This is a genomic window from Aureimonas sp. AU40 (assembly GCF_001463785.1).
Classification (GTDB): Bacteria; Pseudomonadota; Alphaproteobacteria; order Rhizobiales; family Rhizobiaceae; genus Aureimonas.
In genome coordinates, this window is sequence record NZ_BBWL01000041.1 from 12,657 (window position 1) to 35,898 (window position 23,242).

Sequence of the window (23,242 nt, forward strand, 5' to 3'; positions counted from 1 at the left end):
GCCGGTGTTACGGCGGTGTCGAGATCCAAGGAAAAACAAAATGGCTAAAGAAGCGCAGCGCGTCCGCCGCCGGGAACGCAAGAACATCATCTCCGGCGTGGCGCATGTGAACTCCTCGTTCAACAACACGCTGATCACCATCACCGACGCCCAGGGCAACACGATTGCCTGGTCTTCGGCTGGCGCCCAGGGCTTCAAGGGCTCGCGCAAGTCCACGCCGTTCGCGGCGCAGATCGCGGCCGAAGATGCCGCCAAGAAGGCGCAGGAACACGGCATGCGCACCCTCGAAGTCGAGGTCTGTGGCCCGGGTTCGGGTCGTGAGTCGGCTCTGCGCGCGCTTCAGGCTTCGGGTTTCACGATCACGTCGATCCGCGACGTGACGCCGATCCCACACAATGGCGTGCGCCCGCGCAAGAAGCGCCGCGTCTAACGATCCGTCAGGGTCGATCGAATTGCCGCGTGCCCGAACGGGCGCGCGGCTTTCGCCGTATGAGGGAAGCCGATCCTTCCCGATCAGATCACTCGCCACGATTGGATGGTGGCGACGTTACTGAAAGGCTCGCGTCATGATCGCCAGCAACTGGCAAAACCTCACCAAGCCGAACCAGGTCGTCTTCAAGAGCGGCGGAAGCCGCACGAAGGCGTCGCTTGTGGCTGAACCGCTGGAACGCGGCTTCGGCCTGACGCTGGGCAATGCGCTTCGCCGCGTTCTTCTGTCCTCGCTCCAGGGCGCGGCCGTCACCGCGATCCAGATCGACGGTGTTCTGCACGAGTTCTCCTCGATCGCCGGCGTGCGGGAAGATGTCACCGACATCGTCCTGAACGTGAAGGAAGTCGCGATCGGCATGCAGGGCGAAGGCCCCAAGCGCATGGTTCTGCGCAAGTCCGGCCCGGGCGTCGTCACCGCTGGCGACATCCAGACGGTCGGCGACATCGAGATCCTGAATCCCGAGCACGAGATCTGTACCCTCGACGAGGGCGCCGAGATCCGCATGGAGTTCACGGTCAACACCGGCAAGGGCTATGTGCCCGCCGACCAGAACCGCGCCGAGGATGCGCCGATTGGGCTGATCCCCGTCGACGCGCTGTTCTCCCCGGTGAAGAAGGTGTCCTACAAGGTCGAGAACACCCGCGAGGGACAGGACCTGAACAAGGACAAGCTCACGATGGAAATCGTGACGGACGGCTCGATCACCGGTGAGGACGCCGTGGCCTATGCGGCGCGCATCCTGCAGGACCAGCTTTCCGTGTTCGTGAACTTCGAGGAGCCGCAGCGCGAAGTGCGCGGCGCCGAGGAGCAGATCGCCGAGCTCGCCTTCAACCCGGCGCTGCTCAAGAAGGTTGACGAGCTGGAGCTTTCGGTCCGCTCGGCCAACTGCCTGAAGAACGACAACATCGTCTATATCGGCGACCTGATCCAGAAGACCGAGGCGGAAATGCTCCGCACGCCGAACTTCGGACGCAAATCGCTGAACGAGATCAAGGAAGTGCTGGCCTCGATGGGCCTGCATCTTGGTATGGAAGTGAACGCCTGGCCGCCGGAGAATATCGACGACCTGGCCAAGCGCTACGAAGATCAGTATTGATCCAACTCGATGAAGGGCCGGCGGTTCGCCGCCGGCCCCTCGAACTAGCCCAAAGATTCAAAGGCACATGCACCGGGGCCAACCCGGGTTGCGAGGATGCCGTCCCCGGCGCGAGCCGGACCTTTCTGATGGAGACTGAACATGCGTCACGGCAATAGCGGCCGTAAACTCAACCGCACCCATGAGCATCGCAAGGCGATGTTCGCCAACATGGTGGCTTCGCTGATCGAGCACGAGCAGATCGTGACAACGCTGCCGAAGGCGAAGGAACTTCGCCCGATCGTCGAGAAGATGATCACGCTCGGCAAGCGTGGCGACCTGCACGCCCGTCGTCAGGCGATCAGCCAGGTTCGCGACGAGACCGTGATCCGGAAACTGTTCGCGACGCTGGCTCCGCGCTACGCCGACCGCAACGGCGGCTACACCCGCGTTCTTAAGGCCGGCTTCCGTCGCGGTGACAACGCCCCGATGGCCGTGATCGAGTTCGTCGATCGCGACGTCGATGCGCGCGGCGCCGTTGACCGGGCCCGCCTGGAAGCCGAAGCGTCCACCTCCGACGCCAGCTAATTTCAGCTAACATCGATATGGAAAGGGCCCTTCGGGGCCCTTTTTACTTTTAGGGCTCCTCTCCCTATGGGAGCCATAGGAAACCGAGATCATGCTCCAGGGTGAAACCGTCCTCGTCACCGGCTGCACCGGCTTCATCGCCAAGCATATCGTTCTGGCGCTGGTGCGTGAGGGCGCTCGCGTGCGCGGAAGTCTGCGGGACCCGGCCCGTTCTGTCGAGCTTCAACGCCTGCTCCAAGCTGCCGGCTTGCCGGTCGATCGGTTCGAAAGCGTCCGCGCGGACTTGAACCGGGAGGAGGGCTGGCGCGAGGCGGTGGGAGGATGTCGGTTCGTCCTTCACACGGCGTCGCCCTTTCCCGCCTCGCAGCCGCGCGCGAAGTTTGCGCTTGTTCCGGAAGCCAAGGGTGGGGCGGTGCGTGTTCTAGAGGCCGCGAAGGCCGCCCATGCCGAGCGTGTGGTTTTGACCTCCTCGGTCGCGTCCATCTTCTATGGGCACGAGGGTGAGCGTTCGAAGCTCTTCACCGATCGCGACGTGTCGAATGTCGAAAGCGAGAGTATCTCGCCCTATGCCGTTTCGAAGACGGAAGCCGAAAAGGCAGCGTGGCAGACCCTCGCCGGGAGTGGAACCGAGCTCATTACGATCAACCCCTCACTCGTCTTCGGCCCGTTGCTGGACGAGCGGCTCGGCACCTCCGCCACGCTGGTGCGACTGATGATGAACGGGCGGATGCCCGCCGTGCCCAAGATCAGCTTCGGCGTGGTCGATGTCCGCGACGTAGCGGCGGCGCATGTGGCGGCGCTGACGCATCCGGCGGCGGCCGGGCGGCGCTTCATCGTGAGTGGCGGGGCGCTGAGCTTGATGGACATCGCAGACGAGTTGCGAGCCTCCTTTCCGCAACTGGCGCGGCGCATGCCGAAACATCTTTTCCCATCCACTCCGATTCGGCTGGCCGCCCGCGTTTCGCGGCGCGCGCGTATGCTCGCCGCCGAACTGGGGGACGCGAAGCGGCTGGACACAGGCCCGGCACGGGAGGTGTTGGGAATGGAGTTTCGCGAGCCTCGTGAGGCCGTTCGCGCGCTTGGCGAGTCGTTGATCCGCTTCGGTCTGGTGAGATGATGAATGAAAGGTGAAGACGCGAAGTCAATTTCGCGTTTCACCCAGTCTCCACAAGTGAAGCCCGAAGTTTTCGACAAATGCCCCCTGTTGCAGATGCGTAATAGCGGGCTTGCGCGAGGCTGTGCGATAGCTGTTGCAACGGAGACACCCCCCTCGAAAGACGTGTCGGAGCCCGGCAACCTTTTCGGCTCCATGGCATTTTCGAGGCAACGGGATCACCGCCCCCGAGCGGTCGCAAGCTTTACACGGAATAAACGAAAATCATGGACAATCGCGTCAATTCCATCCCAACCGACGGGTTCTCGATGCGTCGTACTGTGCTGACTCTCCTTGGCGCGACCTTGGCCTTCGGCGTGTTGACCGCCAGCTACGCCACGGCCGAGCTTCCCGAGACGGCGTCCGTCTCGATGGACCGGACGGTGGTGGCGCGCTGATCTCGGCGCTTCCCGCATAAGATCGAAAAGAAAGGGCCGCGAGGCCCTTTTTTCATGGGCGCTCCCTTCTGCCGGGATTGAGCCCTATTTAGCGCCAGAAGCTGCGAGCCATCGAATCATCGGTTCGCATGTCCCATGGAGCATTGCATGACACGCTTAAAGCTGGCGGGGGCCGCCCTTCTCCTGTCCGTCTCGGGTCTGGCGCAGGGTGCGTCGGCCCAGCCCTCCGCCGACATGCCGGTTCCCGTTCAGCCGGTGGAGCGTGCGCCGAGCGCCCAGGCCGAGATCAAGCTGACCTTCGCGCCGCTGGTGAAGAAGACGGCGCAGGCGGTGGTCAATGTCTACGCCGCCAAACGGGTGCCCGAGCGCAGCCCCTTTGCGGGAGACCCGTTCTTCGAGCAGTTCTTCGGCAATCAGCTTCGTCGCCCAAGGCTCGAGTCCTCCCTTGGCTCGGGCGTCATCGTCGATTCGTCCGGGCTGATCGTCACCAACAACCACGTGATCGAAGGAGCGGACGAGGTGCGCGTGGCGCTGGCCGACGGGCGCGAGTTCGACGCGAAGATCCTCCTGAAGGATAAGCGGGCGGACCTTGCCGTGCTGCGCATCGAATCGGACCAGCCCTTCCCGGTGGTGCCGATCGCCGACTCGGACTCGGCCGAGATCGGCGATCTCGTGCTGGCGATCGGCAACCCGTTCGGAATCGGCCAGACGGTGACGAGCGGCATCGTCTCGGCCCTGGCGCGCACCCATCTCGGCTCCGACGATTTCGGCTATTTCATCCAGACCGACGCCGCCATCAATCCCGGCAATTCCGGCGGCGCGCTGATCGACATGAAGGGCGAACTGGTCGGCGTGAACACTGCGATCTTCTCGCGCTCCGGCGGCTCGCTCGGCATCGGCTTCGCGATTCCCTCCAACATGGTGCGCGCTTTCGTGGACGCCGCGCGCGACGGACGGCCCTTCCTGCGGCCTTACATCGGCGCGAGCTTCGTGCCGGTCACGTCCGACATCGCCGAGGCGATCGGGCTGGACAGGCCGTCCGGCGCGCTGATCCAGGGCGTCGTGGACGGCGGACCGGCCTCGGAAGCGGGGCTGCGGCCCGGCGATGTGGTCCTGTCGATGGACGGATTCCCGATCGAAGGCCCCGATTCGCTGGGCTATCGCCTCGCGACCGCCGGCCTCGGGCGCCAGACGGACCTGACGGTGCGCTCCGGCGACGGCAAGACCGAGCGGGTGCGCCTCGAACTCGACGAAGCGCCCGAGACCCCGGCGCGCGATGAGCGCAACCTGGAGGGCCAGACGCCCTTCTCGGGCGCTAGCGTTGCCAATCTCTCGCCCCGGCTTGCGGACGAATTGGAGATGGCGCAGACCAAGCGTGGCGTCGTCGTGACCGAGGTCGATCCGCGCAGCCCGGCCGCCCGGCTCGGGCTTCAGCCGAAGGATATCGTCCTGTCGCTGAACGGGCGGGAAGTGGCCTCGTCGGCCGATCTCGAACGACGCGCGGAGGACGGGCGTCGCGGCTGGCGCCTGGAGGTGGAGCGGGACGGCAAGGTGCTGACCCAGTTCGTGCGTTAAGGGAGGACGGCGCATGGCCGATCTGTTCGGGGATGCGCCGGAAGCCCGGCCCGCGAACCACAAGCCTGCGAACCCCAAGGGCCCGGCGCGCGGCGCGCCCTTGGCCGAGCGGCTTCGCCCGCAGAGCCTGTCCGAGGTCGTCGGGCAGGAGCATCTGACCGGACCGGACGGCGTGCTCACCCGCATGCCCGCCAATGGAAGCCTCGGCTCCATCATCTTCTGGGGCCCGCCCGGCACGGGAAAGACGACCGTCGCCCGGTTGCTGGCGAACGAGGTGGATTTCGCCTTCGAGCAGATTTCCGCGATCTTTTCCGGCGTCGCCGACCTGAAGAAAGTGTTCGAGACGGCGCGGATGCGCCGCTCCAACGGCCGCCAGACCTTGCTCTTCGTGGACGAGATCCACCGCTTCAACCGAGCGCAGCAGGACAGTTTCCTGCCCGTGATGGAGGACGGGACCGTGGTGCTCGTCGGGGCGACCACGGAGAACCCGTCCTTCGAGCTGAACGCCGCGCTTCTTTCCCGCGCCCGTGTCCTGACCTTTCGCGCCCATGACGAGACGAGCCTTCGGCAGCTCCTGGAGCGGGCCGAGGCGGCGGAGAACCGGCCGCTACCTCTGGACGAGGAGGCACGCGCCGTTCTCCTGCGAATGGCGGACGGCGACGGGCGAGCGGCGTTGACGCTGGCCGAGGAGGTCTGGCGCGCCGCCAAGCCCGGAGAGACGCTCGACGCCGAGACGCTGCAGCGCGTCGTGCAGCGCCGCGCGCCCGTCTACGACAAGAGCCAGGACGGGCACTACAATCTGATCTCGGCCCTGCACAAGTCGGTGCGCGGGTCGGACCCGGACGCCGCACTCTATTATCTCTGCCGGATGCTCGATGCGGGTGAGGACCCGCTTTACCTCGGCCGCCGGCTGGTGCGCATGGCGGTGGAGGACATCGGCCTTGCCGACCCGCGCGCGCTCTCGATCGCCAATGCGGCGAAGGACGCCTACGACTATCTCGGCTCTCCCGAGGGCGAACTGGCTTTGGCGCAGGCGACCGTCTATCTCGCGGCCGCGCCGAAATCCAACGCCGTCTATACCGCCTACAAGGCCGCCATGCGGGTCGCCAAGGAAAACGGCTCGCTTCTGCCGCCGCGCCATATCTTGAACGCCCCGACCAAGCTGATGAAGGAAGAGGGCTACGGTTCGGGCTATTCCTACGACCACGACCAGCCGGGCGCCTTCTCCGGCCAGGACTATTTCCCCGAAGCGCTGGGGCGGCAAAGCTTCTATCGCCCGACCGAGCGAGGCGAGGAGGCGCGCATCGCCGCGCGCATGGACGAATGGGATCGTCTGCGCCGTGCGCGCGGTGGAAAGGGCTGATCCTCGATGCTGAATGTGGTTCTCGTGGCGGTCGGCGGCGGTCTCGGCTCGCTGCTGCGCTATGGCGCGGCGGTCGCCGCGACGCGCTGGTTCGGGTCGGCCTTTCCCTTCGGAACGCTCTTCGTCAACGTCACCGGCTCCTTCGTTATGGGCGTGCTGATCGAATATCTCGCGCGCCGCTATGCCGGCACGGCCGGGGCGGGGCTGCGGCTGTTTCTCGCCACCGGCATTCTCGGCGGCTACACGACCTTCTCCACCTTCTCGCTCGATGTCGCGGTTTTGGCCGAGCGCGGAGCGCTGCTGACGGCCTTCGTCTATCTCGCGGCCTCGATCCTGGTTGGGGTCGGCGCGCTGTTTGCGGGCCTTGCGCTGGCGCGCCATCTGTACTGACGCGAAGCCTCGGGCGCCAAAGCCGTTTCCGCCCCGGCGTATTTGCGCTATGGCCGGGGAAAGCGAAAAGGACGTCACCAATGGTTAGCGTGGAACAGATCCGGGTCGAGCCCGACGAAACGGGGCTGCGTCTCGACCGCTGGTTCAAGCTTCACTATCCCGGCCTCGGCTTCGGCCATCTTCAGAAGCTCCTGCGCTCGGGCCAGGTGCGCGTCGATGGCGGTCGCGCCAAGACCGACACGCGCGTCGAAGCCGGCCAGTTGATCCGCATTCCGCCCATGGGCGGCGAGTCCGCCAAGCTGAAGGTGGCGCCGCTCACCGCCAACACGATCCGCGACAAGCACGATGGCGACGTGCTCAGCCAGATGCTGCTCTACGAGGACGAGAAGGTCTTCGTCTTCAACAAGCCGGCGGGCCTCGCCGTACAGGGCGGCTCGGGCCTCTCGCGACACGTCGACAAGATGCTGGAGGCCTGGCGCTCCAAGAAGGGCGAGAAGCCGCGCCTCGTGCACCGGCTCGACCGCGACACGTCCGGCATCCTGGTCGTGGCGCGCACGCGCGGCGCGGCCGTGGCGCTCACCAAGTCGTTTCGCGAGCGCGACACCAAGAAGCGCTATTGGGCGATCCTGAAGGGCGTGCCCCAGCCCAAAGACGGGCGTATCTCGACCTATCTCGTCAAGGAAGCGACCGCCGATGGTGACCGCATGCGCGTCGCCCGCCATGGCGAGGAGGGGGCCGACCACGCCCTGTCGCATTACCGCGTGATCGATCAGGTGGCGCAGAACTTCTCCTGGGTAGAGCTCGAGCCCTATACCGGGCGCACGCACCAGCTTCGCGTCCACGCGCTGCATATCAACCACCCGATCCTGGGCGATCCCAAATATTTCGAGCACGACACCAATTGGGAGTTTCCTGGCGGCGTGCAGAACAAGCTGCATCTCCACGCCCGCCGCATCACGATCCCCCATCCGGACGGGCGCGGGAAGATGATCGACCAGATCGCGCCGCTTCCCCCGCACATGGTCCAGACTTGGAACCTCTTCGGCTTCGACGAAGCGGCCGAGAACGACTGATCCATGCGCCTCGTCCTCTTCGACTGCGACGGCACGCTGGCCGACACGTTCGGCCTGATCGTCGGCACCATGCGGCGCTGCTTTGAGGAATCGGGCCTGCCCGACCCAGACGAGGCGGCCGTGCGCGGCATTATCGGCCTGTCGCTCGACCGCGCCATCCATGCCCTGGCACCGACCGTCCCGGAGAGCGAACTTCCCCGTCTCGTTGCGGCCTATAAGGACGCCTTTCACCGCGTGCGGGCCGAGGGCGTTCATTCCGAGGCGCTGTTTCCCGGCATCGAGCCGATGCTCCGCCGACTGGCGGCGCGCGACGAGGTGCTGCTCGGCATGGTCACCGGCAAGTCGCAGCGGGGCGTGCGGATGATCGTCGAGGCACATGGGCTGGAGGGCCTGTTCCTCGCCGTGCGCACGGCCGACGATTGCCCGTCCAAGCCGCATCCCGCCATGGTTCTCGAATGCTGCGCCGAGCTCGGCGTCGATCCGGCCGACACGGTCGTGATCGGCGACGCCATCTACGATATGCAGATGGCAAAAGCGGCCGGGGCGGAAGCGATCGGGGTCGACTGGGGCGCCGGCTCCACCAACGAACTCCTGTTCCACGGCGCCAACGCCGTCGCCGCCACGGCCGAGGGGCTGGAAGCCTGGATCGACGACTGGGTGGCCAGCGCGCCCTCCGCCGCCGAGCGGCTCGCCCTTCGCTAGGCGCTTATCCCGGAGAATGTGATGTCCACTCTGACCGCCCGCCCGGATCTGCCGAAGCGCTTCTACACCGACGTGACCCTTGTCGAGGAGGAGGAGGGAGGCTTCTCGATCCGCCTCGACGGGCGCGCAGTGCGCACGCCCTCGCGCGCCGTGCTCAGCGTTCTCGCTCGGGCGGTGGCGGAGGAGGTGGCGCGGGAATGGCGGGCGCAGGGTACGCATATCGACCCCGCCACCATGCCGATGACGCGGCTGGTGAACACTGTGCTCGATGGCGTCGCACCAGACCCGGCGAGCGTGGCCGAGGACCTTGGCCGCTATGCCGAGACCGATCTCCTGGCCTATCGCGCTGCGGAGCCGCAGCGTCTTGCCGCCCGTGAGGCGGAAGGGTGGGACCCGGTGATGGATTGGGCCAGCCAGCGCACGGGGCAGAGCTTCGCGCGGGGCGTCGGCGTCATGTTCGTCGCGCAGCCCGAGCCGACCGTGGAGGCGCTGCGCGCGCTGGTGCGAGCCGAGGCCGATCCGTTTCGCCTCGCGGCGCTGCATCAGATCACGACGCTGACCGGCTCGCTGCTTCTAGCACTGGCGGTTTCGAGAGGCTTCCTCGACGCCGAGCGGGCTTGGGCTCTCGCCCATATCGACGAGGACTGGAACATCGAACAATGGGGCGAGGACGCCGAGGCGCAGAACCGGCGCGCCAACCGGTTCGAGGACATGCGCATGGCCGCGCTGATGCTGGACGCCTCGCGCCCTCAATGAGCGACGTCAGATCCCGGCGAACCATTCGTAGCCGCGATCTTCCCAATAGCCGCCGGCGCCATCGCCGAACCCGGCGAGACCATCGGTCAGCGTGATGGCGCTGACATATTTCGCCATCTTGTAGCCGAGCTGCCGCTCGACCCGCAGGCGGATCGGCGCGCCGTTGCTGACCGGCAGCGGCTGGCCGTTCATGCCATAGGCGAGGATCGTCTGCGGATGGCGGGCGTCGATCAGGTCGATCGATTCGTAGTAGCGGATCGGGCCGGTGAAGCCGTTCTCCATCGTGTCGAAGCAGGAGAACACGGCATAGCGGGCCGCCGGCTTGGGGCCGACCTGATCGAGCACGAGAGCCAACGGCACGCCCGTCCATTGCGCGATGCAACTCCAGCCCTCGACGCAGTCGTGCCGGGTGATCTGCGTGCGGGGCGGCATGTTGCGCAACTCGCCGAGCGAGAAGCTCGCCGGGCGTTCCACGAGCCCACCCACTTGCAACCGATAGGCCTCGAACTGGCCGCCGGCCAGGGTGAGATAGTCGGTGTCCTGCGGATCGGTGATTCCGTTGGGGCGCATCGGCTGGCGGATTTCGGAGGCCGAAAACTCTCGCGCCAGATGGTCGCTTCCGAGCAGCAGGCGCTGGGCGCGATAGGTGAGTTCGTTGGCCTTTTCCAAGACGCCGCGCACCTGCGAATCATTGGCCAACAGCGGGTCGAAACAGCCCGCCAGCGCCGAGGTGGAAGCGACGGCGGCTCCGGTCAGGAAACGGCGGCGATCGAGCTTGATGGTCATCGGGCGTCCTCCCGGTCGATCCGCATCCAGCCGGTGATCATGGAGCGCAATTCGTTGAACGGACCTGCGAGCAGCACCATCGCCACATGCACGACGAAGAAGGCGACGAGCAGTAGCATGATCCCGAAATGGATCGTGCGCGCGGTCTGCCGGCCACCGAAGAGATCGAGCAGCCAGGGCGCATAAGCGTTCATGCCGGGCGACATGGTGAGCCCCGTCGCGATCATCAGCGGCAGAGCGACGAACAGGACGCCGAAGTAGGAGAACTTCTGCAGCGGGCCGTAGGTGCGGCCATGATGGAGACGCAGCTTGGCATGATCGGCGATGTCGCGGGGCAGGTGCTTGGCATCGCGCCCCTTGGGCAGGATGTCGCGCGCCAGATGCCGGTTGAAGAGACTGCCGACGAGCCAGAGCAGCAGCGTGCCGGCCAGAAGCCAGGCGAAGAAGAAATGCACGACGCGCCCGGTCGCGAGATCGCGATAGGAAGGCACCGTCATCCAGGCCGGAAAGGTCTGCGGCTGCGGCGTTCCCGCGCGGTCGATCACGCCCAGCCAACCGGTCGTGTCGAAGGTCGAGCCGAACAGGCGCGTGACGCCGGTCAACTGCCCGTCCTGATAGGCTGCGCCGATCGAGAAGATCGTGTTGTCGAAGCCAAAGCCCGACTGCTGGCCGATGTAGAGATCGGGCCGCGCGGTGAAGATCTGTAGGCCGGACAGGAGCAGGAAGAAGAGACAGAGCGCCCACAGCCAATGGGTGAGGCGCGTCGTCAGGGCGTGGCGGCGGACAAGCGGCCCGTCGCGTGGGGCGGTGAGTTTCATCGGGCGAACACCATGCGATCGGCGAAAGGCTGATGCTTCATATACGGCACGCGAGCCGGCAGGGATGCGGCGGGCTGCGGCTTTTTATGCGGTGAGCCGTCGCAGGGCGCGGTCGAGCTCGCCGCGAAAGCGCGAGCGGTCCTGCGGCGTGAAAGCCTTGTTCAGCCCCTTGCTCTCGCCGGTCTCACGTAAGTGCTGGTTGAAGCTGCGCATCGAGAGGGCGTAGCCGATGGATTGCGGCGTGAAAGGTCGCCCGTCGGGATGGAGGACCAGCGCGCCCTTTTCCAGCGCCCGCGCGGCCAGCGGAATATCCGCCGTCACCACGATGTCGCTCGCGGTGGCTTCTTCTGCGATCCAATGATCGGCCGCATCCGCCCCGGCCGACACGGTGACGAGCCGCGCGCCGGGATAGCGGGACGGGCGCAGGCCGCCGTTCGACACCATCACGGTCTCAGCCTTGAAGCGATCCGCGATTTCCAGCGCCTCGTCCTTCACGGGGCAGGCATCGGCGTCGATGAGAAGGCGGACCGGCAGCAGGTTGCTCATGCGGCCTCGAAAGGGCGGCTTTCGGTCGGGCCGAACACTGTCTCGAACTGGGCGCGCAAGACGCTATCGACCTCCGGCACCGAGATCGGCAAGCCGAGATCAACGAGGCTGGTAACGCCATAGCCGGCGATGCCGCAGGGCACGATGCCGGAGAAATGCGTGAGATCCGGGTCGACATTCAGGCTGATGCCGTGAAACGTCACCCAGCGGCGCAGGCGGATGCCGATCGCGGCGATCTTGTCCTCCGCCCCGGCGCCGCCGGGCAGAGGGGCTTTATCGGGCCGGGGCACCCAGACCCCCACCCGGTCCTCCCGCCGTTCGCCGCGTACGTGATACTGCGCGAGCGTTGCGATCACCCAGTGTTCCAGGGCGGAGACGAAGGCACGGATGTCCGGGCGCCGACGCTTGAGGTCGAGCAGGACATAGGCCACGCGCTGGCCCGGCCCGTGATAGGTATATTCGCCGCCGCGCCCCGCCGCATAGACGGGAAAGCGGTCGGGCTGGAGAAGGTCCGCCGTCCGGGCCGACGTGCCGGCGGTGTAGAGCGCGGGATGCTCGACCAGAAGCACGGCCTCCGCCGCCTCGCCGCGCGCGATGGCGTCCACCCGCGCTTCCATCCAGGCGAGCGCTTCGGGGTAGGGCATGAGCCCGTCGCGGATGATCCATTCCACCGGACCGCCCGGTTCCGCCGGCTGAAAGCGCACGGCCTGCGTCGCGAGTCGGGGGCTGGGCTGGGGGAGCGGAGAGGGAACGTCCATGGAATGTCTCTAGCCTTCCACGACGAAACTGCAAAGTGCGTTCGCGTGCGCGATCAAGGGCTTCGAAGAAAAACCGGCGAGCGCCCGCGAAAACGCTTGTGCGCTTGGGGGGCGTTTGCTAAACGCCGCACACCGGTCGCGAGGCCGGCCCTGAGCGAAAGCTCGGGCACGACGTGCGGTCGTGGCGGAATTGGTAGACGCGCAGCGTTGAGGTCGCTGTGGGGCAACCCGTGGAAGTTCGAGTCTTCTCGACCGCACCATTTTTCTCCTTCATGCCAATTTGAAGGACCTGTCTCAGGCGCTGATATAGCTCTGCGACATCGGAAGCGCTGCCTGCAGCCTTTCAACCGGTCGCGAGATCGGCACTCGGTGGAAGCCCGGGAACACGGCGTGCGGTCGTGGCGGAATTGGTAGACGCGCAGCGTTGAGGTCGCTGTGGGGCAACCCGTGGAAGTTCGAGTCTTCTCGACCGCACCATTCTTTTCCAGACAAGATCTATATCGAGCCATCCGAACGATCCCTGCCGATCGCGTGTGGCGTTTGCGCGTTCCCGGCTTGGGTTTTCCTTCACCGGAAAGAGAAGGCCGACCCGAAGGCCGGCCTTGTCGCGTCGTCAGATCTTCAGATCCGATGCGCCGGTGTCGATATGCGGCGCCCAGAAGGCGATGCTCTCGGCAATGGCGGGGATGACGGCCCGGTCGTTCGGCTCGCGCTCCTTGAAGGAGAGCTCCAGGCAGATCTCGTTGTCCACCGCGCCGCCCTCGGCAAAGGCCTGGAGCAGGGGCTCGGGCTGGATGCGACCTTTGGCGTTGTGCTCGGCCGTGAAGGGGCGATGGCCGCTCTTGTCCATCGTGCTCTGCTTGATATGGATGATCGGCGAGACCTTTGGCACGGCGCGCGCCCAGGCATAGGGATCGGTGTCGTCCGGGTTGGACGAGGTGATGTCGCCATGGTCGATATCGGCCATCATCCACATCGGCACCGCCATCTCGGCCGCCGTCAGCCGGTCCTGCAGCGCCAGTGTCTCGGCGATCGTGTGACCGAACTCGCGGCCCACCGACATCGGCTCCCAGTAGACGTAGGACAGGCCCGCCGTCTTGGCGTGTTCGGCCACCTCGGCCCAGCAGTCGATGGCGGTCTGGATCAGGGCCTCGCGCCGTGCCGGATCGTCATAGTCCTGGAACGTGAAGATCGCGAACTGCGTGCCCACCGACGTGCCGCCAAGATCGGCGGTGATGTCGGCGAAGGTCTTGAACCAGTCGACGTAATACCGGCGCACGTCGCGGTCGGGATGGCCGAAATGGTTGAGGCGGCCATAGGGTCCAGTCATGCCGGAGGTGACGCGCACGCCGGTGCGCTCCAGCGCGGCGCCCATCTGCCGCGTCAGTCGGCGGATCACGGGCGCCGGCCAGGACGGGTTGATGAACTCGTGCGTTAGTTGCAGGTCGCGGATGCGCAGGTCCCGCGCCACGGTCTCGATGAGATCGTTCGGGTCGGCGAAGCGGTTCACCAGCGGATTGGTGTTGAGGGACAGCGTCAGGGCCATCGGGGCTCCTTGAGAATTCGAAGAACGGGGAAGGGGCGCGACCATTACAAGCCGCGCCGGGCTTCCGTCAGGCGGCGCGCAGGAGCTCCGTGTCGAACCATTGCGCGAAGGCCTCGCGCTCGGCCGGGCTCATGTGCAGGCCCTGCTTGGTGCGGCGGAACAGGACGTCCTCGGCCTTCAAGGCCCACTCGTTGTTGACGACATGGCGCACCTCGGCCTCGTAGAGTCTGGCGCCGAAATGCCGCCCGAGCCCGTCCATCGAGGTCGCGCCCGCCAGGAGCCGCTCCATCCGCGCGCCGTAGAGGCGGCCGTAGTGATGCAGAAGCCCGCGCGGCAGCCAGGGATAGGCGTTGCGCATGTCCTCGCTGAACTGCACGAAATCGGCATTGGCGATCTCGCCGCCGGGCAGCTTGGACCCGGCCGTCCAGTCCCCACCCATATTGGGAAAGAACTTGGCCACCTTCTGCACGGCGTGTTCGGCCAGCTTGCGGAAGGTGGTGATCTTGCCGCCGAAAATGTTGAGGAGCGGGGCGCCGCCGGTCTCGTCGAGATCGAACGTGTAGTCGCGCGTGACGGCGGAGGGGTTGCCCTGGCCGTCGTCGAAGAGCGGGCGCACGCCGGAGAAGGTCTCCAGTACGTCTTGGCGCCTCAGCTTCTCCTTGAAGTAGCGGTTCACCGCGGCGAGCAGATATTCGATCTCCGACTCGTCGGCCTTCACCTGCTCCGGCGGTCCCTCGTAAGGAATGTCGGTGGTGCCGATCAGCGCCTTGTCGCCCTCGTAGGGGTTGATGAAGATGACGCGCTTGTCGTGGTTCTGGACGAGATAGGCGTGGTCGCCGTCCCAGAATTTGGGAACGATGATGTGGCTGCCCTTCACGAGGCGAACGTTGCGGCGCGAATTGCTGCCTGCCACGCGGCCCACGATGTCGTTGACCCAGGGGCCGCCGGCATTGACGATGCAACGGGCGAGAACCGTGCGCGTGGTGCCGGTGCGCTCGTCGCGCATCTCGACGCGCCAATGGCCGTTCTCGCGCCGCGCGCTGGTGCAAGCGGTGCGGGTCAGGATCTCAGCGCCCTTCTCGGCAGCGCCGACGGCGTTCAGCACCACGAGGCGCGCGTCGTCCACCCAGCAATCCGAATATTCGAAGCCCTTGGTGTACTGGTCGAGGATCGGCGCGCCTTCGGGGTCGCGCCGCAGGTCCAGCGAGCGCGTGCCGGGCAGGCGCTTGCGGCCGCCCAGATGGTCGTAGAAGAACAGGCCGAGACGCACGAGCCAGGCCGGGCGATCCTCGGGGCTGTGCGGCAGCACGAATCGCATCGGCCAGATGATGTGGCTCGCCGAATCGAGCAGCACCTCGCGCTCGATCAGCGCCTCGCGCACCAGCCGGAACTCGTAATATTCGAGATAGCGCAGGCCGCCGTGGACGAGCTTGCCCGAGCGCGACGAGGTGCCCTGCGCCAGATCGTCCTTCTCGCAGAGAATGACCTTCAGCCCGCGTCCGGCCGCGTCGCGCGCGATGCCCGCGCCGTTGATGCCGCCGCCGATCACGAAGAGATCGACCATCGGAAGTTCCGCCATCATGCGCTCCTTTCGGCGGATATCGCCGCGATGAGTGTCTGTTCTGTGTGTTCGGATTCGGCCTCGGCGCCCGCGTCGGGCGCCGCATTGCGAACCTCGGCCAGCGTGTTCCACACCGGAACCAGTGCGCGGCGGGCTTGCGAATAGGCCGGAAAGAGGCCGCGATAGGTACGGATCAGGTCGGCGTCGGGCGCCTCCGGCTCGCCCAGAAGCGGCGTCACCCATTCCGCGATGCAAGCGTCCATCGTGGGATAGGCCCCAACCGCGACCGCCGCCATCATCGCCGCGCCCGCCGCGCCCGCTTCCTCGCGGGCCGATACACGCACCGGCGCCTCCACGCAGGCCGCCAGCACGCCGCGCAGCGAGCGCGAACGGGCGGCGCCGCCGGTCAGTCGAAGCTCCTTCGGCAGCTCGCCCATCGCGGCGTAGCAATCGCGCGCGGCAAGGCCCAAGCCTTCCACCACGGCGCGAAGCAGATCGGGGAAACGGTGGTTGGCGGATAGGCCGATGAAGTCGGCGCGCGCGTCGGCATTCACGAAGGGGCCGCGCTCGCCGGTGTCGGAAATATAGGGGTGGTAGAGGAGGGCGCCGGGCTGGCTCTTCTCCATCCAGCCTTCGATGCGCTTCACCAGATCGCCGTGGGCGAACTCGCTGCCCATCTCGGAGAGGAGATCGCCGGCGACGCGCAGCACCCAGTCGATGTTCAGCGTCGCGGCCATATTGGTCTGGACCTGCGTCACGATGCCGGGAACCGGCAGCGCGATGACATAGCCCGTTCCTTCCGCGTTCAGCATCACGTCGCCCTGCGCCACCGCGCGCATGTGGACGCCGGTGGAGCCGACCGTGGAACAGGCGGCCGGCGCGCCGCCGGCATGGACGCCGGCGCCGAGCGCCGTCATCACCATGTCGACATAGCCGAGGCTCACCGGTGTTCCCATTAGCAGGCCCGTTGCCTCCGCGGCTTCGGGCGAAAGCGGATGGGTGATCTCGGTCCCGTCCACGATCTCGGGCAGGAGGTGGCGGCGCGCCGTCAGGCCGAGCGATTCGATCACCGTGTCGTCGTAGCGACGGGTGCGGAAGTCGCCGAAGGTGAAGCTCGCCTCCGAGGGATCGGTCGCCCGCACGCCGGTAAGGTTGAGATAAAGCCAGTCCTTGCAGTGGAGCGCGACCTCGGTGCCGTCCAGAAGCTCGGGCGCGGTGGCGTCCATATGCGCCATCTGGCTCCCCTGCTGGCAGGTGTTGAGGCCCGTTCCGGTGCGCTCGAAGCGCTGGCGCTCCAGCGGCGAGCGCACGAGCCGGCGCACGCTCGGCGCTGCGCGCGCGTCGAGCCAAAGCCAGGCGTCCGTCACCGGCCGATTGCCGGCGCCGACCAGCCATGTCCCGTCGCCCTGCGCTGTGACGGCGAGCGCGGCCGTGCGGCGCGCCAAGTCCTGGACCCGCTCGCCGAGATCGCGCAAGGCGCGGGCGCAGTCGTCCCAAGTCTGCTTAAGAGACTGACGGGCCGAGCCGTCGCGCCCGATCGCGTAGTGATTCAGCACCGAGGCGACGGCGAGCTGCCGCCCGGCCAGGTCGAAGGCCACGGCCTTGATGACCGAGGTGCCGGCATCGATGCCGATCAGGATGTCCCTGGTGTCAGACATGGCGCGCTCCCGCGCGTCGGCCGAATGGATGGGCGGTCGAGCCTCGCATCCCAATTCCTCCCCGTTGGCATCGGCGGCGCGATCGTTCCGATCGTCTGACAGCCGGATGCGTCTCGTCTTGCGATGGGGCAAACGCACCGAGCGCGCGTTTGTCGCCCCATCCCTAATTTGCCTCGAATGGGCGTCTCAGGCGGTTTCGTCGGCCATGAGCGCGGTCGCGGTCTCCTCGTCGGTCACCAGACCGGCGAGAAGGCCGCTGCGAAGAATGGCGCCGATGCCGCGAATCTTGGCCCCGCCGCCGGCGATCGCGACGATGCGCCGCCCCGAAAGCGAGGCGAGGTCGGGCGAAAGCGTGCGGGCCGCGAGCGAGGTCTCGACGGGCTTGCCCGCCTCGTCGAAGAAATGGCCGAGAATTTCGCCGATCCCGCCGCCGGCCTGGACCTCGCGGATCTCCTCCAGATCGATCATTCCCGCGCCCACGAGCTGGGCGTCGGGCTCGGTCGTGCCGATGCCGACGATCATCAGGTCGGCGCGCATCGCCAGATCGAACACGTCGGCGACGCCGCGCTGCGACAGGAGAATGTCCCGGTCGGCGGCGGAGTTGGCGACGAAGGGTACCGGCAGCACATAGGCCGCGCTCCCTGTCCGCTCGGCCAGGCGATACATCACGTCGTGCGGGTTGGCGGCGAAGTTGCGCGTCAGGCCGCCCATCAGCGACACGAACCGGGTCGAGCCGCAGTCGATGCGCGGCGAGGCGGCGATCGCCGCCGCCAGCGTGCGCCCATGGCCGATGCCGATGATCTTGTCCGACGAATTCTCGATCTCACGCTTGAGAAAACCGGCCCCGGCGATGCCTAACGCTCGCAGCGGCAGCCCGTCCTCGTAGAGATTGGGAACGACCTGCGCGTAGCTCATGCCGAAGCGCCGGCAGAGCCGCTCTTCCAGCCGCAGACACTCCGTCACGTCGCCGTCGATCGTCACCTTCACGGCGCCGGACTGGCTGGCCCAGCTAACCAGACGGTGCGCCTTGACGTTGGACACGCCCAGCCGCTCCGCCACCTCGGCCTGCGTCAGGCCGGCGGCGAAGTGGAGCCAAGCGGCGCGAATGGCGAGGCTGTCGTCATCGACACGCTTCGTGGCGATCCGTGCCATGTCCGATCCCGTGGTTTGCGTATTGAATTATTTTTCAATTGGTGCAAAGTCTTTCACGCAGACTCGTCCTTGTCAACGAAGTCACAAGGGTTCGAGTGCGGCCGAACAGCGTGGATGCTTCGCTGTCCTTACCAGGGTGAGAGAGGGTAAGGCGGGCGCGAGACGCGAGATGGCGGGGCTTCGAGCCCCGTGCGAATTGATGGGAAGCCGCCCGGCGAGGAGGATCGGGTCGGGCCGGCTTCAGGTGGGAGGACAGACCGATGCGCAGCACGACGACGAAGACGCCTTGCCCATCCGGGCGATCCGCGCTTTCGCTTCCGCGCGCCTGTCCCCGCCACGCCTGACAACACCCGCCGATCCTTCGGCCGGGGCCGGCTGGGCACATCTCGCCCGCGTGTCCGGCCTCAACCTCATGGGAGGTCGCTTCATGACTGTATCTGGCCTAACCGCCCCCAAGGCGAAGCGTCGCGTGATCGGCACCGGCACGATCGTCACCTCGCTCGTCAGCCTCGCGCTTCTCGTCGGCATCGCCTACGACACGGTGGTGGTGCGCATCGGCTCCGAGGCGGCCGCCGGCCCGGCCGGCTTCTCGCCGGCGACCTATGGCCAGAGCGAGTTCCCCAAGATTCGCGACGCGGTGGTCGCCAAGGCCGTGGACGCTCCGACGCTGGCCGCCGCTCTCCTCGAGAACAAGGCGGCGGCGAGCGAGAAATACGGCGTCAGCTCGGGCGGCACGGTGCTGTTCTCCGTTTCCTTCAGCGGCACGGCCGGCGAGCCCAAGGCGGGCATCACCACGATCGCCGTGCCGGGCATGCCGGAGGGCACCACGCTGCGCGTCCAGACCGGCCCGGCCATCAACGGAACCGAGCTGCGCGACGCGACGGGCACGATCCAGTTCGGCCAGTTCACCAACCAGATCGAATATCAGGACGCCGGCTCGGCGCTGAACAACGCCATGAAGGCCGAGGTTCTCTCGCCCGTCGACGTGAAGGCGCTGTCCGGCAAGACGGTCGCGGTCACCGGCGTGTTCCGCCTCGTGAACGCCAAGAACTGGCTGGTTACGCCCGTCAAGCTGGCGGTGCAGTGATGTCGAAGACGTCCGCCGCGGCCTTCACGAAAGGCGAGACCGTCCTTTCGGCCCGAAACGTCGCCAAGTCCTACGGCAGCGTCCACGCGCTGAAGGGTGTGAACTTCGACATTCATCGCGGCCAGGTGACGACCCTGTTCGGCGAGAACGGAGCGGGCAAGTCCACGCTCATGCGCATTTTGTCGGGCGTCACGCCGCAGACCTCCGGCGAGATCGTGCTGGACGGGGAGCCCGTGCAGTTCAGCTCCGCCAACGACGCGCGCGACCGGGGCATCTCGATCATCCACCAGGAACTGAGTCTCGCGCCGAACCTCAGCGTCCGCGACAACATCTTCATGGGTCGCGAGATCCAAACGGCGACTGGCGTCGATTTCGAGCGCGAGGCCGAGATCACCCGCGCCCTGATGCTGGAACTCGAAGAGGACATCGACCCGCTGACGCCGGTGGAGGAGCTTCGCCTCGGCCAACAGCAGATCGTCGAGATCGCCCGCGCGCTGTCGATGAAGTCGCGCATCCTCATCATGGACGAGCCGACCTCGGCGCTCAGCGCCTCGGAGGTCGAGGTTCTCTTCAAGGTGATCCGCGACCTGACGAGCCGGGGCGTGTCGATCGTCTACATCTCGCACCATCTCGAAGAAGCCCTACAGATCACCGATCATGCCGTGGTGCTGCGCGACGGCGCGATGACGGCCTATGCCGAGCGCAAGAACATCGATCTCGAATGGATCGTCCGGCACATGGTGGGCGAGAATTTCGACCTCGGCTCGCCGCCGTCCGGCTACGCGTTCGGCGAGACCGCGCTATCGGTGCGCGACGTCAGCGTGACGCTGCCGTCCGGCGCGGACGCGGTGGATCGACTGTCGCTGGACGTGCGAGCCGGCGAAATCGTCTGCATCTACGGGCTGATGGGCGCGGGACGTACCGAGCTTCTCGAAGCCGTCGCCGGCCGCGTTCCGGTCAGCGGCGGGCATGTGCTCCTGCGCGGCGAGGACATTTCCGATCTCTCCATCGCCGAGCGGATCGAGGCCGGGCTCGTGCTCGTGCCCGAGGATCGTCAGCGCGACGGGCTGGTGCAGACCATGTCGGTCGGCGAAAACCTGTCGCTCGCCAGCATCAAGGCGTTCACGCGCCGGCTCTTCACCTCGCAGCGGGCGGAGGAGGGGCTGGTGGCCGACTCCATCCGCCGCGTCCACGTAAAGACCTCCGGCGGCTCGGCGCCCATCGGCTCGCTTTCGGGCGGCAACCAGCAGAAGGTCGTGATCGGCAAGATGCTGGCGACCCATCCCAAAGTCGTGCTGCTCGACGAGCCGAGCCGCGGCATCGACATCGGCGCCAAGTCGGAGGTCTTCAAGCTTTTGGCCGAGCGCGCGCGCGAAGGGCTCGCGGTGGTGTTCTCGACCTCCGAGGTCAGCGAATGCCTGAGCGTCGCCCACCGAATCATCGTGATGAGCAAGGGCCGCATTTCGGCGGAGTTCCCCTCCGACGTCACCAAGGAAAAGATCATGGCCGCGTCGGGCGAAGCCGTGGTCGCCTGAACCAGAAAGAGATGGGAAACCCGATCATGAGTACCAGCACCGCCGCCCCATCCGCCAAGGCAGGGTCCGAAGGCTTCGACCTCGCCCGCCTGCTTCTGGAAGGACGCGCCTTCTTCGCGCTCGTCGCGATCATCGTCGTCTTCTCGATCCTGTCGCCGTTCTACTTCACGGTGAACAACTTCCTCATCATGTCCTCGCATGTCGCCATCTTCGGCCTTCTGGCCATCGGCATGCTGCTGGTGATCCTGACCGGGGGCATCGACCTGTCCGTCGGCTCGACGCTGGGCCTCGCCGGCGTCATCGCGGGGTTCCTGATGCAGGGTCTCACGCTGCCGATGCTGGGGGTCATTCTCTACCCGCCGGTCTGGGCGGTGGTGGTTCTCACCTGCGCGCTCGGCGCGCTGATCGGCGTCCTCAACGGCGCGCTGATCGCCTATCTCAAGGTGCCGGCCTTCGTCGCGACGCTCGGCGTGCTCTATGTCGCGCGCGGCGTGGCGCTCTTGATGACCAACGGCCTGACCTACAACAATCTCGGCGGCCGGGCCGAGCTCGGCAACACCGGCTTCGACTGGCTCGGCTTCAACCGCCTGTTCGGCGTGCCGATCGGCGTCCTCATCCTGATCGTCATCGCCATCATCGGCAGCGTCCTTCTCGCCCGCACCGCATTCGGCCGCTGGGTCTATGCGACGGGCGGCAACGCACGCGCAGCGGAGCTCTCGGGCGTGCCGGTCAAGCGCACGCAGATCCTGGTCTACGTCCTGTCGGGCGTCTGCGCTTCGATCGCCGGCCTCGTCCTATCCTCGCAGCTGACCTCGGCGGGCCCGACGGCCGGCTCCACCTACGAGCTGACGGCGATCGCCGCCGTGGTCGTGGGCGGCGCGGCGCTCACCGGCGGGCGCGGCACGATCCGCGGCACGCTGCTCGGCGCTTTCGTGATCGGCTTCCTGTCGGACGGCCTTGTCATCATCGGCGTGTCTTCCTACTGGCAGACCGTTTTCACCGGCGCGGTGATCGTACTCGCCGTTCTTCTCAACAGCATCCAGTATGGCCGGCGCCCCAAGCGCGCCCCTGCGGCTGCTGCGACGCCTTCCCCGCAGCAGGGAGCCAAGGCCTGACGGGCCTGACCGACGCGCGGAAAACGCCGGACCCGGCCCGGGCCCGGCGCATCACCAGCCAAAGACTTCAAGGGAGAGACAACATGCTGAAAAAAGGCAAGAGCCTTCTGCTCGCGGGCATCGTCGCCATGGCCTTCACGGGCGCCGCCGCGGCCGAAGGGCTGGTGACGGTGATCGTCAACGATCCGTCCAACCCCTACTGGTTCACGGAAGGCGAGATCGCCTCCAAGACCGCCAAGGACCTCGGCTACGAGGCGGTGGTCTCCTCGCACAAGGGCGACACCAACACCGAGAGCAACCTGATCGACACGGCGATCACCAACCGCTCCAAGGCGATCATTCTCGATCCCGCCAATGCGGACGGTTCGGTTGGCGCGGTGAAGAAGGCGGTGGCGGCCGGCATCCCGGTCTTCCTCGTGAACGCCGAGATCAACCAGGAAGGCCTCGCCAAGGCTCAGCTCGTCTCCAACAACGCGCAGGGCGCGGCGCTCGGCGCCCAGGCCTGGGTCGAGACGGTCGGCGACAAGGGCACCTATGTCGAGCTGCTCGGCGCGCCTTCGGACAACAACGCCGCCACGCGCTCCAACGGCTACAAGACCGTTCTCAGCCAGTATCCGGACCTGAAGCTCGCCGCTTCGGACGTCGCCAACTGGGATCGCCGCCAGGGTTATTCCAAGATGCAGAGCCTTCTGCAGGCCAACCCGAACATCAACGGCGTCATCTCCGGCAACGACGAGATGGCGCTCGGCGCCATCGCAGCGCTGAAGGAAGCCGGCGCCCTGTCGAAGATCACGGTCGGCGGCTTCGACGGCTCGCCGGACGCGGTCGCCGCCATCAAGGCCGGCGAACTCGCCTACACCGTGCTGCAGCCGGTCGCCGTCTTCTCCAAGGAAGCCGTGCGTCAGGCCGACAGCTTCATCAAGACCGGCAAGACGGGCGCTGCCAGCGAGAAGCAGCTCTTCGACTGCATCATCATCAACAAGGACAATGTGGACGATTACGCTTCGCCCTTCGTCATGAAGGAGTAAGGCGGCCTGGCCTTTCCGGCCCGATCGTCCCGACGCTTTGGGGCCGGTCGCAGTGCTGCTGCGGCCGGCTTTTTCGTGTTTGGGGCATG

The 23,242-nt window shown here is 66.6% G+C and carries 23 protein-coding genes and 2 tRNA genes; 17 read left to right on the forward strand and 8 right to left on the reverse strand.

From position 1 onward, the window contains the following. The first annotated feature begins 40 nt into the window (after positions 1–40). The 11 genes from rpsK (at position 41) to AUL32_RS13670 (ending at position 9,563) form a co-directional block, all read left to right on the forward strand. The gene (gene rpsK / locus AUL32_RS13625; RefSeq protein ID WP_019998927.1) at positions 41–430 is read left to right on the forward strand and encodes a 30S ribosomal protein S11; all 390 of its coding nucleotides are present in this window, start codon (positions 41–43) and stop codon (positions 428–430) included. 136 nt (positions 431–566) lie between these two features. Then, complete coding sequence (locus AUL32_RS13630; protein ID WP_019998928.1) at positions 567–1,586, forward strand: DNA-directed RNA polymerase subunit alpha; 1,020 nt, start codon at positions 567–569, stop codon at positions 1,584–1,586. A gap of 141 nt (positions 1,587–1,727) precedes the next feature. Beyond that, positions 1,728–2,153 carry a 50S ribosomal protein L17 gene (rplQ, locus tag AUL32_RS13635; RefSeq protein WP_062115887.1) on the forward strand — a complete coding sequence of 142 codons (426 nt, stop codon included), beginning with the start codon at positions 1,728–1,730 and terminating at the stop codon, positions 2,151–2,153. A gap of 91 nt (positions 2,154–2,244) precedes the next feature. Continuing rightward, positions 2,245–3,270, forward strand: a complete 1,026-nt coding sequence (locus AUL32_RS13640; protein WP_062115890.1) for an NAD-dependent epimerase/dehydratase family protein — start codon at positions 2,245–2,247, stop codon at positions 3,268–3,270. Positions 3,271–3,533: 263 nt separating this feature from the next. Beyond that, positions 3,534–3,704: a hypothetical protein gene (locus AUL32_RS25270; RefSeq protein WP_156421120.1), complete on the forward strand. Its 171-nt coding sequence runs from the start codon at positions 3,534–3,536 to the stop codon at positions 3,702–3,704. A gap of 147 nt (positions 3,705–3,851) precedes the next feature. Continuing rightward, positions 3,852–5,279, forward strand: a complete 1,428-nt coding sequence (locus tag AUL32_RS13645; RefSeq protein ID WP_441294107.1) for a DegQ family serine endoprotease — start codon at positions 3,852–3,854, stop codon at positions 5,277–5,279. 13 nt (positions 5,280–5,292) lie between these two features. Further along, positions 5,293–6,642: a replication-associated recombination protein A gene (locus AUL32_RS13650; protein WP_062115896.1), complete on the forward strand. Its 1,350-nt coding sequence runs from the start codon at positions 5,293–5,295 to the stop codon at positions 6,640–6,642. A gap of 6 nt (positions 6,643–6,648) precedes the next feature. Beyond that, positions 6,649–7,032, forward strand: coding sequence for a fluoride efflux transporter CrcB (gene crcB, locus AUL32_RS13655; RefSeq protein WP_062115899.1), 384 nt, complete (start codon positions 6,649–6,651; stop codon positions 7,030–7,032). Positions 7,033–7,112: 80 nt separating this feature from the next. Next, positions 7,113–8,105 carry an RluA family pseudouridine synthase gene (locus tag AUL32_RS13660; protein ID WP_061976470.1) on the forward strand — a complete coding sequence of 331 codons (993 nt, stop codon included), beginning with the start codon at positions 7,113–7,115 and terminating at the stop codon, positions 8,103–8,105. Positions 8,106–8,108: 3 nt separating this feature from the next. Further along, on the forward strand, positions 8,109–8,807 hold the full coding sequence (locus AUL32_RS13665) for an HAD-IA family hydrolase (RefSeq protein ID WP_062115902.1): 699 nt from the start codon (positions 8,109–8,111) through the stop codon (positions 8,805–8,807). 21 nt (positions 8,808–8,828) lie between these two features. Then, entirely contained in the window at positions 8,829–9,563 is a 735-nt protein-coding gene (locus AUL32_RS13670) for an ATP12 family chaperone protein (RefSeq protein ID WP_062115905.1), read from the forward strand. A 6-nt stretch (positions 9,564–9,569) separates the two neighbouring features. Here the strand turns inward: AUL32_RS13670 and AUL32_RS13675 are convergent, their stop codons facing one another. From AUL32_RS13675 to lipB, 4 genes are all read right to left on the reverse strand, one after another. Further along, positions 9,570–10,349: a molybdopterin-binding protein gene (locus AUL32_RS13675; protein WP_062115909.1), complete on the reverse strand. Its 780-nt coding sequence runs from the start codon at positions 10,347–10,349 to the stop codon at positions 9,570–9,572. Then, positions 10,346–11,167 (reverse strand): cytochrome b/b6 domain-containing protein, encoded by an 822-nt coding sequence (locus AUL32_RS13680; RefSeq protein ID WP_062115911.1) that lies wholly within the window; start codon positions 11,165–11,167, stop codon positions 10,346–10,348. The genes AUL32_RS13675 and AUL32_RS13680 overlap by 4 nt, the downstream gene beginning before the upstream one ends. A gap of 84 nt (positions 11,168–11,251) precedes the next feature. Then, positions 11,252–11,713 carry a YaiI/YqxD family protein gene (locus tag AUL32_RS13685; protein WP_156421465.1) on the reverse strand — a complete coding sequence of 154 codons (462 nt, stop codon included), beginning with the start codon at positions 11,711–11,713 and terminating at the stop codon, positions 11,252–11,254. Next, the gene (gene lipB / locus AUL32_RS13690) at positions 11,710–12,471 is read right to left on the reverse strand and encodes a lipoyl(octanoyl) transferase LipB (RefSeq protein WP_082659664.1); all 762 of its coding nucleotides are present in this window, start codon (positions 12,469–12,471) and stop codon (positions 11,710–11,712) included. The genes AUL32_RS13685 and lipB overlap by 4 nt, the downstream gene beginning before the upstream one ends. 175 nt (positions 12,472–12,646) lie before the next feature. Between lipB and AUL32_RS13695 the strand changes: the two genes are divergently transcribed. Continuing rightward, positions 12,647–12,731 (forward strand) — tRNA-Leu (locus tag AUL32_RS13695). 132 nt (positions 12,732–12,863) lie between these two features. Then, positions 12,864–12,948: transfer RNA gene (locus AUL32_RS13700), tRNA-Leu, on the forward strand. A gap of 136 nt (positions 12,949–13,084) precedes the next feature. Here the strand turns inward: AUL32_RS13700 and AUL32_RS13705 are convergent. From AUL32_RS13705 to AUL32_RS13720, 4 genes are all read right to left on the reverse strand, one after another. After that, positions 13,085–14,017, reverse strand: coding sequence for a sugar phosphate isomerase/epimerase family protein (locus AUL32_RS13705; RefSeq protein WP_062115914.1), 933 nt, complete (start codon positions 14,015–14,017; stop codon positions 13,085–13,087). Between the two features lie 67 nt (positions 14,018–14,084). After that, on the reverse strand, positions 14,085–15,596 hold the full coding sequence (locus tag AUL32_RS13710; RefSeq protein ID WP_062116815.1) for a glycerol-3-phosphate dehydrogenase: 1,512 nt from the start codon (positions 15,594–15,596) through the stop codon (positions 14,085–14,087). Continuing rightward, positions 15,596–17,236, reverse strand: a complete 1,641-nt coding sequence (locus tag AUL32_RS13715; RefSeq protein WP_062116818.1) for an FGGY-family carbohydrate kinase — start codon at positions 17,234–17,236, stop codon at positions 15,596–15,598. Before AUL32_RS13715 ends, AUL32_RS13710 begins: the two co-directional genes overlap by 1 nt. Before the next feature lie 186 nt (positions 17,237–17,422). Then, entirely contained in the window at positions 17,423–18,388 is a 966-nt protein-coding gene (locus tag AUL32_RS13720) for a sugar-binding transcriptional regulator (RefSeq protein WP_062115917.1), read from the reverse strand. Positions 18,389–18,815: 427 nt separating this feature from the next. Here AUL32_RS13720 and AUL32_RS13725 point away from each other — a divergent pair, with 427 nt between their 5' ends. From AUL32_RS13725 to AUL32_RS13740, 4 genes are all read left to right on the forward strand, one after another. After that, positions 18,816–19,475: a DUF2291 family protein gene (locus AUL32_RS13725; protein WP_156421466.1), complete on the forward strand. Its 660-nt coding sequence runs from the start codon at positions 18,816–18,818 to the stop codon at positions 19,473–19,475. Beyond that, positions 19,475–21,010 carry a sugar ABC transporter ATP-binding protein gene (locus AUL32_RS13730; RefSeq protein ID WP_062115920.1) on the forward strand — a complete coding sequence of 512 codons (1,536 nt, stop codon included), beginning with the start codon at positions 19,475–19,477 and terminating at the stop codon, positions 21,008–21,010. Before AUL32_RS13725 ends, AUL32_RS13730 begins: the two co-directional genes overlap by 1 nt. Positions 21,011–21,036: 26 nt before the next feature. Next, positions 21,037–22,125, forward strand: a complete 1,089-nt coding sequence (locus tag AUL32_RS13735) for an ABC transporter permease (protein WP_062116824.1) — start codon at positions 21,037–21,039, stop codon at positions 22,123–22,125. A gap of 83 nt (positions 22,126–22,208) precedes the next feature. Next, a complete protein-coding gene (locus tag AUL32_RS13740) occupies positions 22,209–23,153 on the forward strand; it encodes a D-ribose ABC transporter substrate-binding protein (protein ID WP_061976460.1) in 945 nt (314 codons plus the stop codon). The last annotated feature ends 89 nt before the right edge of the window (positions 23,154–23,242 follow it).

What these genes read in the sequence shown, in the direction of transcription:
- rpsK (WP_019998927.1), top strand. Translation starts at nt 41, where the DNA reads ATGGCTAAAGAAGCGCAGCGCGTCCGCCGCCGGGAACGCAAGAACATC.
- AUL32_RS13630 (WP_019998928.1), top strand. Translation starts at nt 567, where the DNA reads ATGATCGCCAGCAACTGGCAAAACCTCACCAAGCCGAACCAGGTCGTC.
- rplQ (WP_062115887.1), top strand. Translation starts at nt 1,728, where the DNA reads ATGCGTCACGGCAATAGCGGCCGTAAACTCAACCGCACCCATGAGCAT.
- AUL32_RS13640 (WP_062115890.1), top strand. Translation starts at nt 2,245, where the DNA reads ATGCTCCAGGGTGAAACCGTCCTCGTCACCGGCTGCACCGGCTTCATC.
- AUL32_RS25270 (WP_156421120.1), top strand. Translation starts at nt 3,534, where the DNA reads ATGGACAATCGCGTCAATTCCATCCCAACCGACGGGTTCTCGATGCGT.
- AUL32_RS13645 (WP_441294107.1), top strand. Translation starts at nt 3,852, where the DNA reads ATGACACGCTTAAAGCTGGCGGGGGCCGCCCTTCTCCTGTCCGTCTCG.
- AUL32_RS13650 (WP_062115896.1), top strand. Translation starts at nt 5,293, where the DNA reads ATGGCCGATCTGTTCGGGGATGCGCCGGAAGCCCGGCCCGCGAACCAC.
- crcB (WP_062115899.1), top strand. Translation starts at nt 6,649, where the DNA reads ATGCTGAATGTGGTTCTCGTGGCGGTCGGCGGCGGTCTCGGCTCGCTG.
- AUL32_RS13660 (WP_061976470.1), top strand. Translation starts at nt 7,113, where the DNA reads ATGGTTAGCGTGGAACAGATCCGGGTCGAGCCCGACGAAACGGGGCTG.
- AUL32_RS13665 (WP_062115902.1), top strand. Translation starts at nt 8,109, where the DNA reads ATGCGCCTCGTCCTCTTCGACTGCGACGGCACGCTGGCCGACACGTTC.
- AUL32_RS13670 (WP_062115905.1), top strand. Translation starts at nt 8,829, where the DNA reads ATGTCCACTCTGACCGCCCGCCCGGATCTGCCGAAGCGCTTCTACACC.
- AUL32_RS13675 (WP_062115909.1), bottom strand. Translation starts at nt 10,349, where the DNA reads ATGACCATCAAGCTCGATCGCCGCCGTTTCCTGACCGGAGCCGCCGTC.
- AUL32_RS13680 (WP_062115911.1), bottom strand. Translation starts at nt 11,167, where the DNA reads ATGAAACTCACCGCCCCACGCGACGGGCCGCTTGTCCGCCGCCACGCC.
- AUL32_RS13685 (WP_156421465.1), bottom strand. Translation starts at nt 11,713, where the DNA reads ATGAGCAACCTGCTGCCGGTCCGCCTTCTCATCGACGCCGATGCCTGC.
- lipB (WP_082659664.1), bottom strand. Translation starts at nt 12,471, where the DNA reads ATGGACGTTCCCTCTCCGCTCCCCCAGCCCAGCCCCCGACTCGCGACG.
- AUL32_RS13705 (WP_062115914.1), bottom strand. Translation starts at nt 14,017, where the DNA reads ATGGCCCTGACGCTGTCCCTCAACACCAATCCGCTGGTGAACCGCTTC.
- AUL32_RS13710 (WP_062116815.1), bottom strand. Translation starts at nt 15,596, where the DNA reads ATGGCGGAACTTCCGATGGTCGATCTCTTCGTGATCGGCGGCGGCATC.
- AUL32_RS13715 (WP_062116818.1), bottom strand. Translation starts at nt 17,236, where the DNA reads ATGTCTGACACCAGGGACATCCTGATCGGCATCGATGCCGGCACCTCG.
- AUL32_RS13720 (WP_062115917.1), bottom strand. Translation starts at nt 18,388, where the DNA reads ATGGCACGGATCGCCACGAAGCGTGTCGATGACGACAGCCTCGCCATT.
- AUL32_RS13725 (WP_156421466.1), top strand. Translation starts at nt 18,816, where the DNA reads ATGACTGTATCTGGCCTAACCGCCCCCAAGGCGAAGCGTCGCGTGATC.
- AUL32_RS13730 (WP_062115920.1), top strand. Translation starts at nt 19,475, where the DNA reads ATGTCGAAGACGTCCGCCGCGGCCTTCACGAAAGGCGAGACCGTCCTT.
- AUL32_RS13735 (WP_062116824.1), top strand. Translation starts at nt 21,037, where the DNA reads ATGAGTACCAGCACCGCCGCCCCATCCGCCAAGGCAGGGTCCGAAGGC.
- AUL32_RS13740 (WP_061976460.1), top strand. Translation starts at nt 22,209, where the DNA reads ATGCTGAAAAAAGGCAAGAGCCTTCTGCTCGCGGGCATCGTCGCCATG.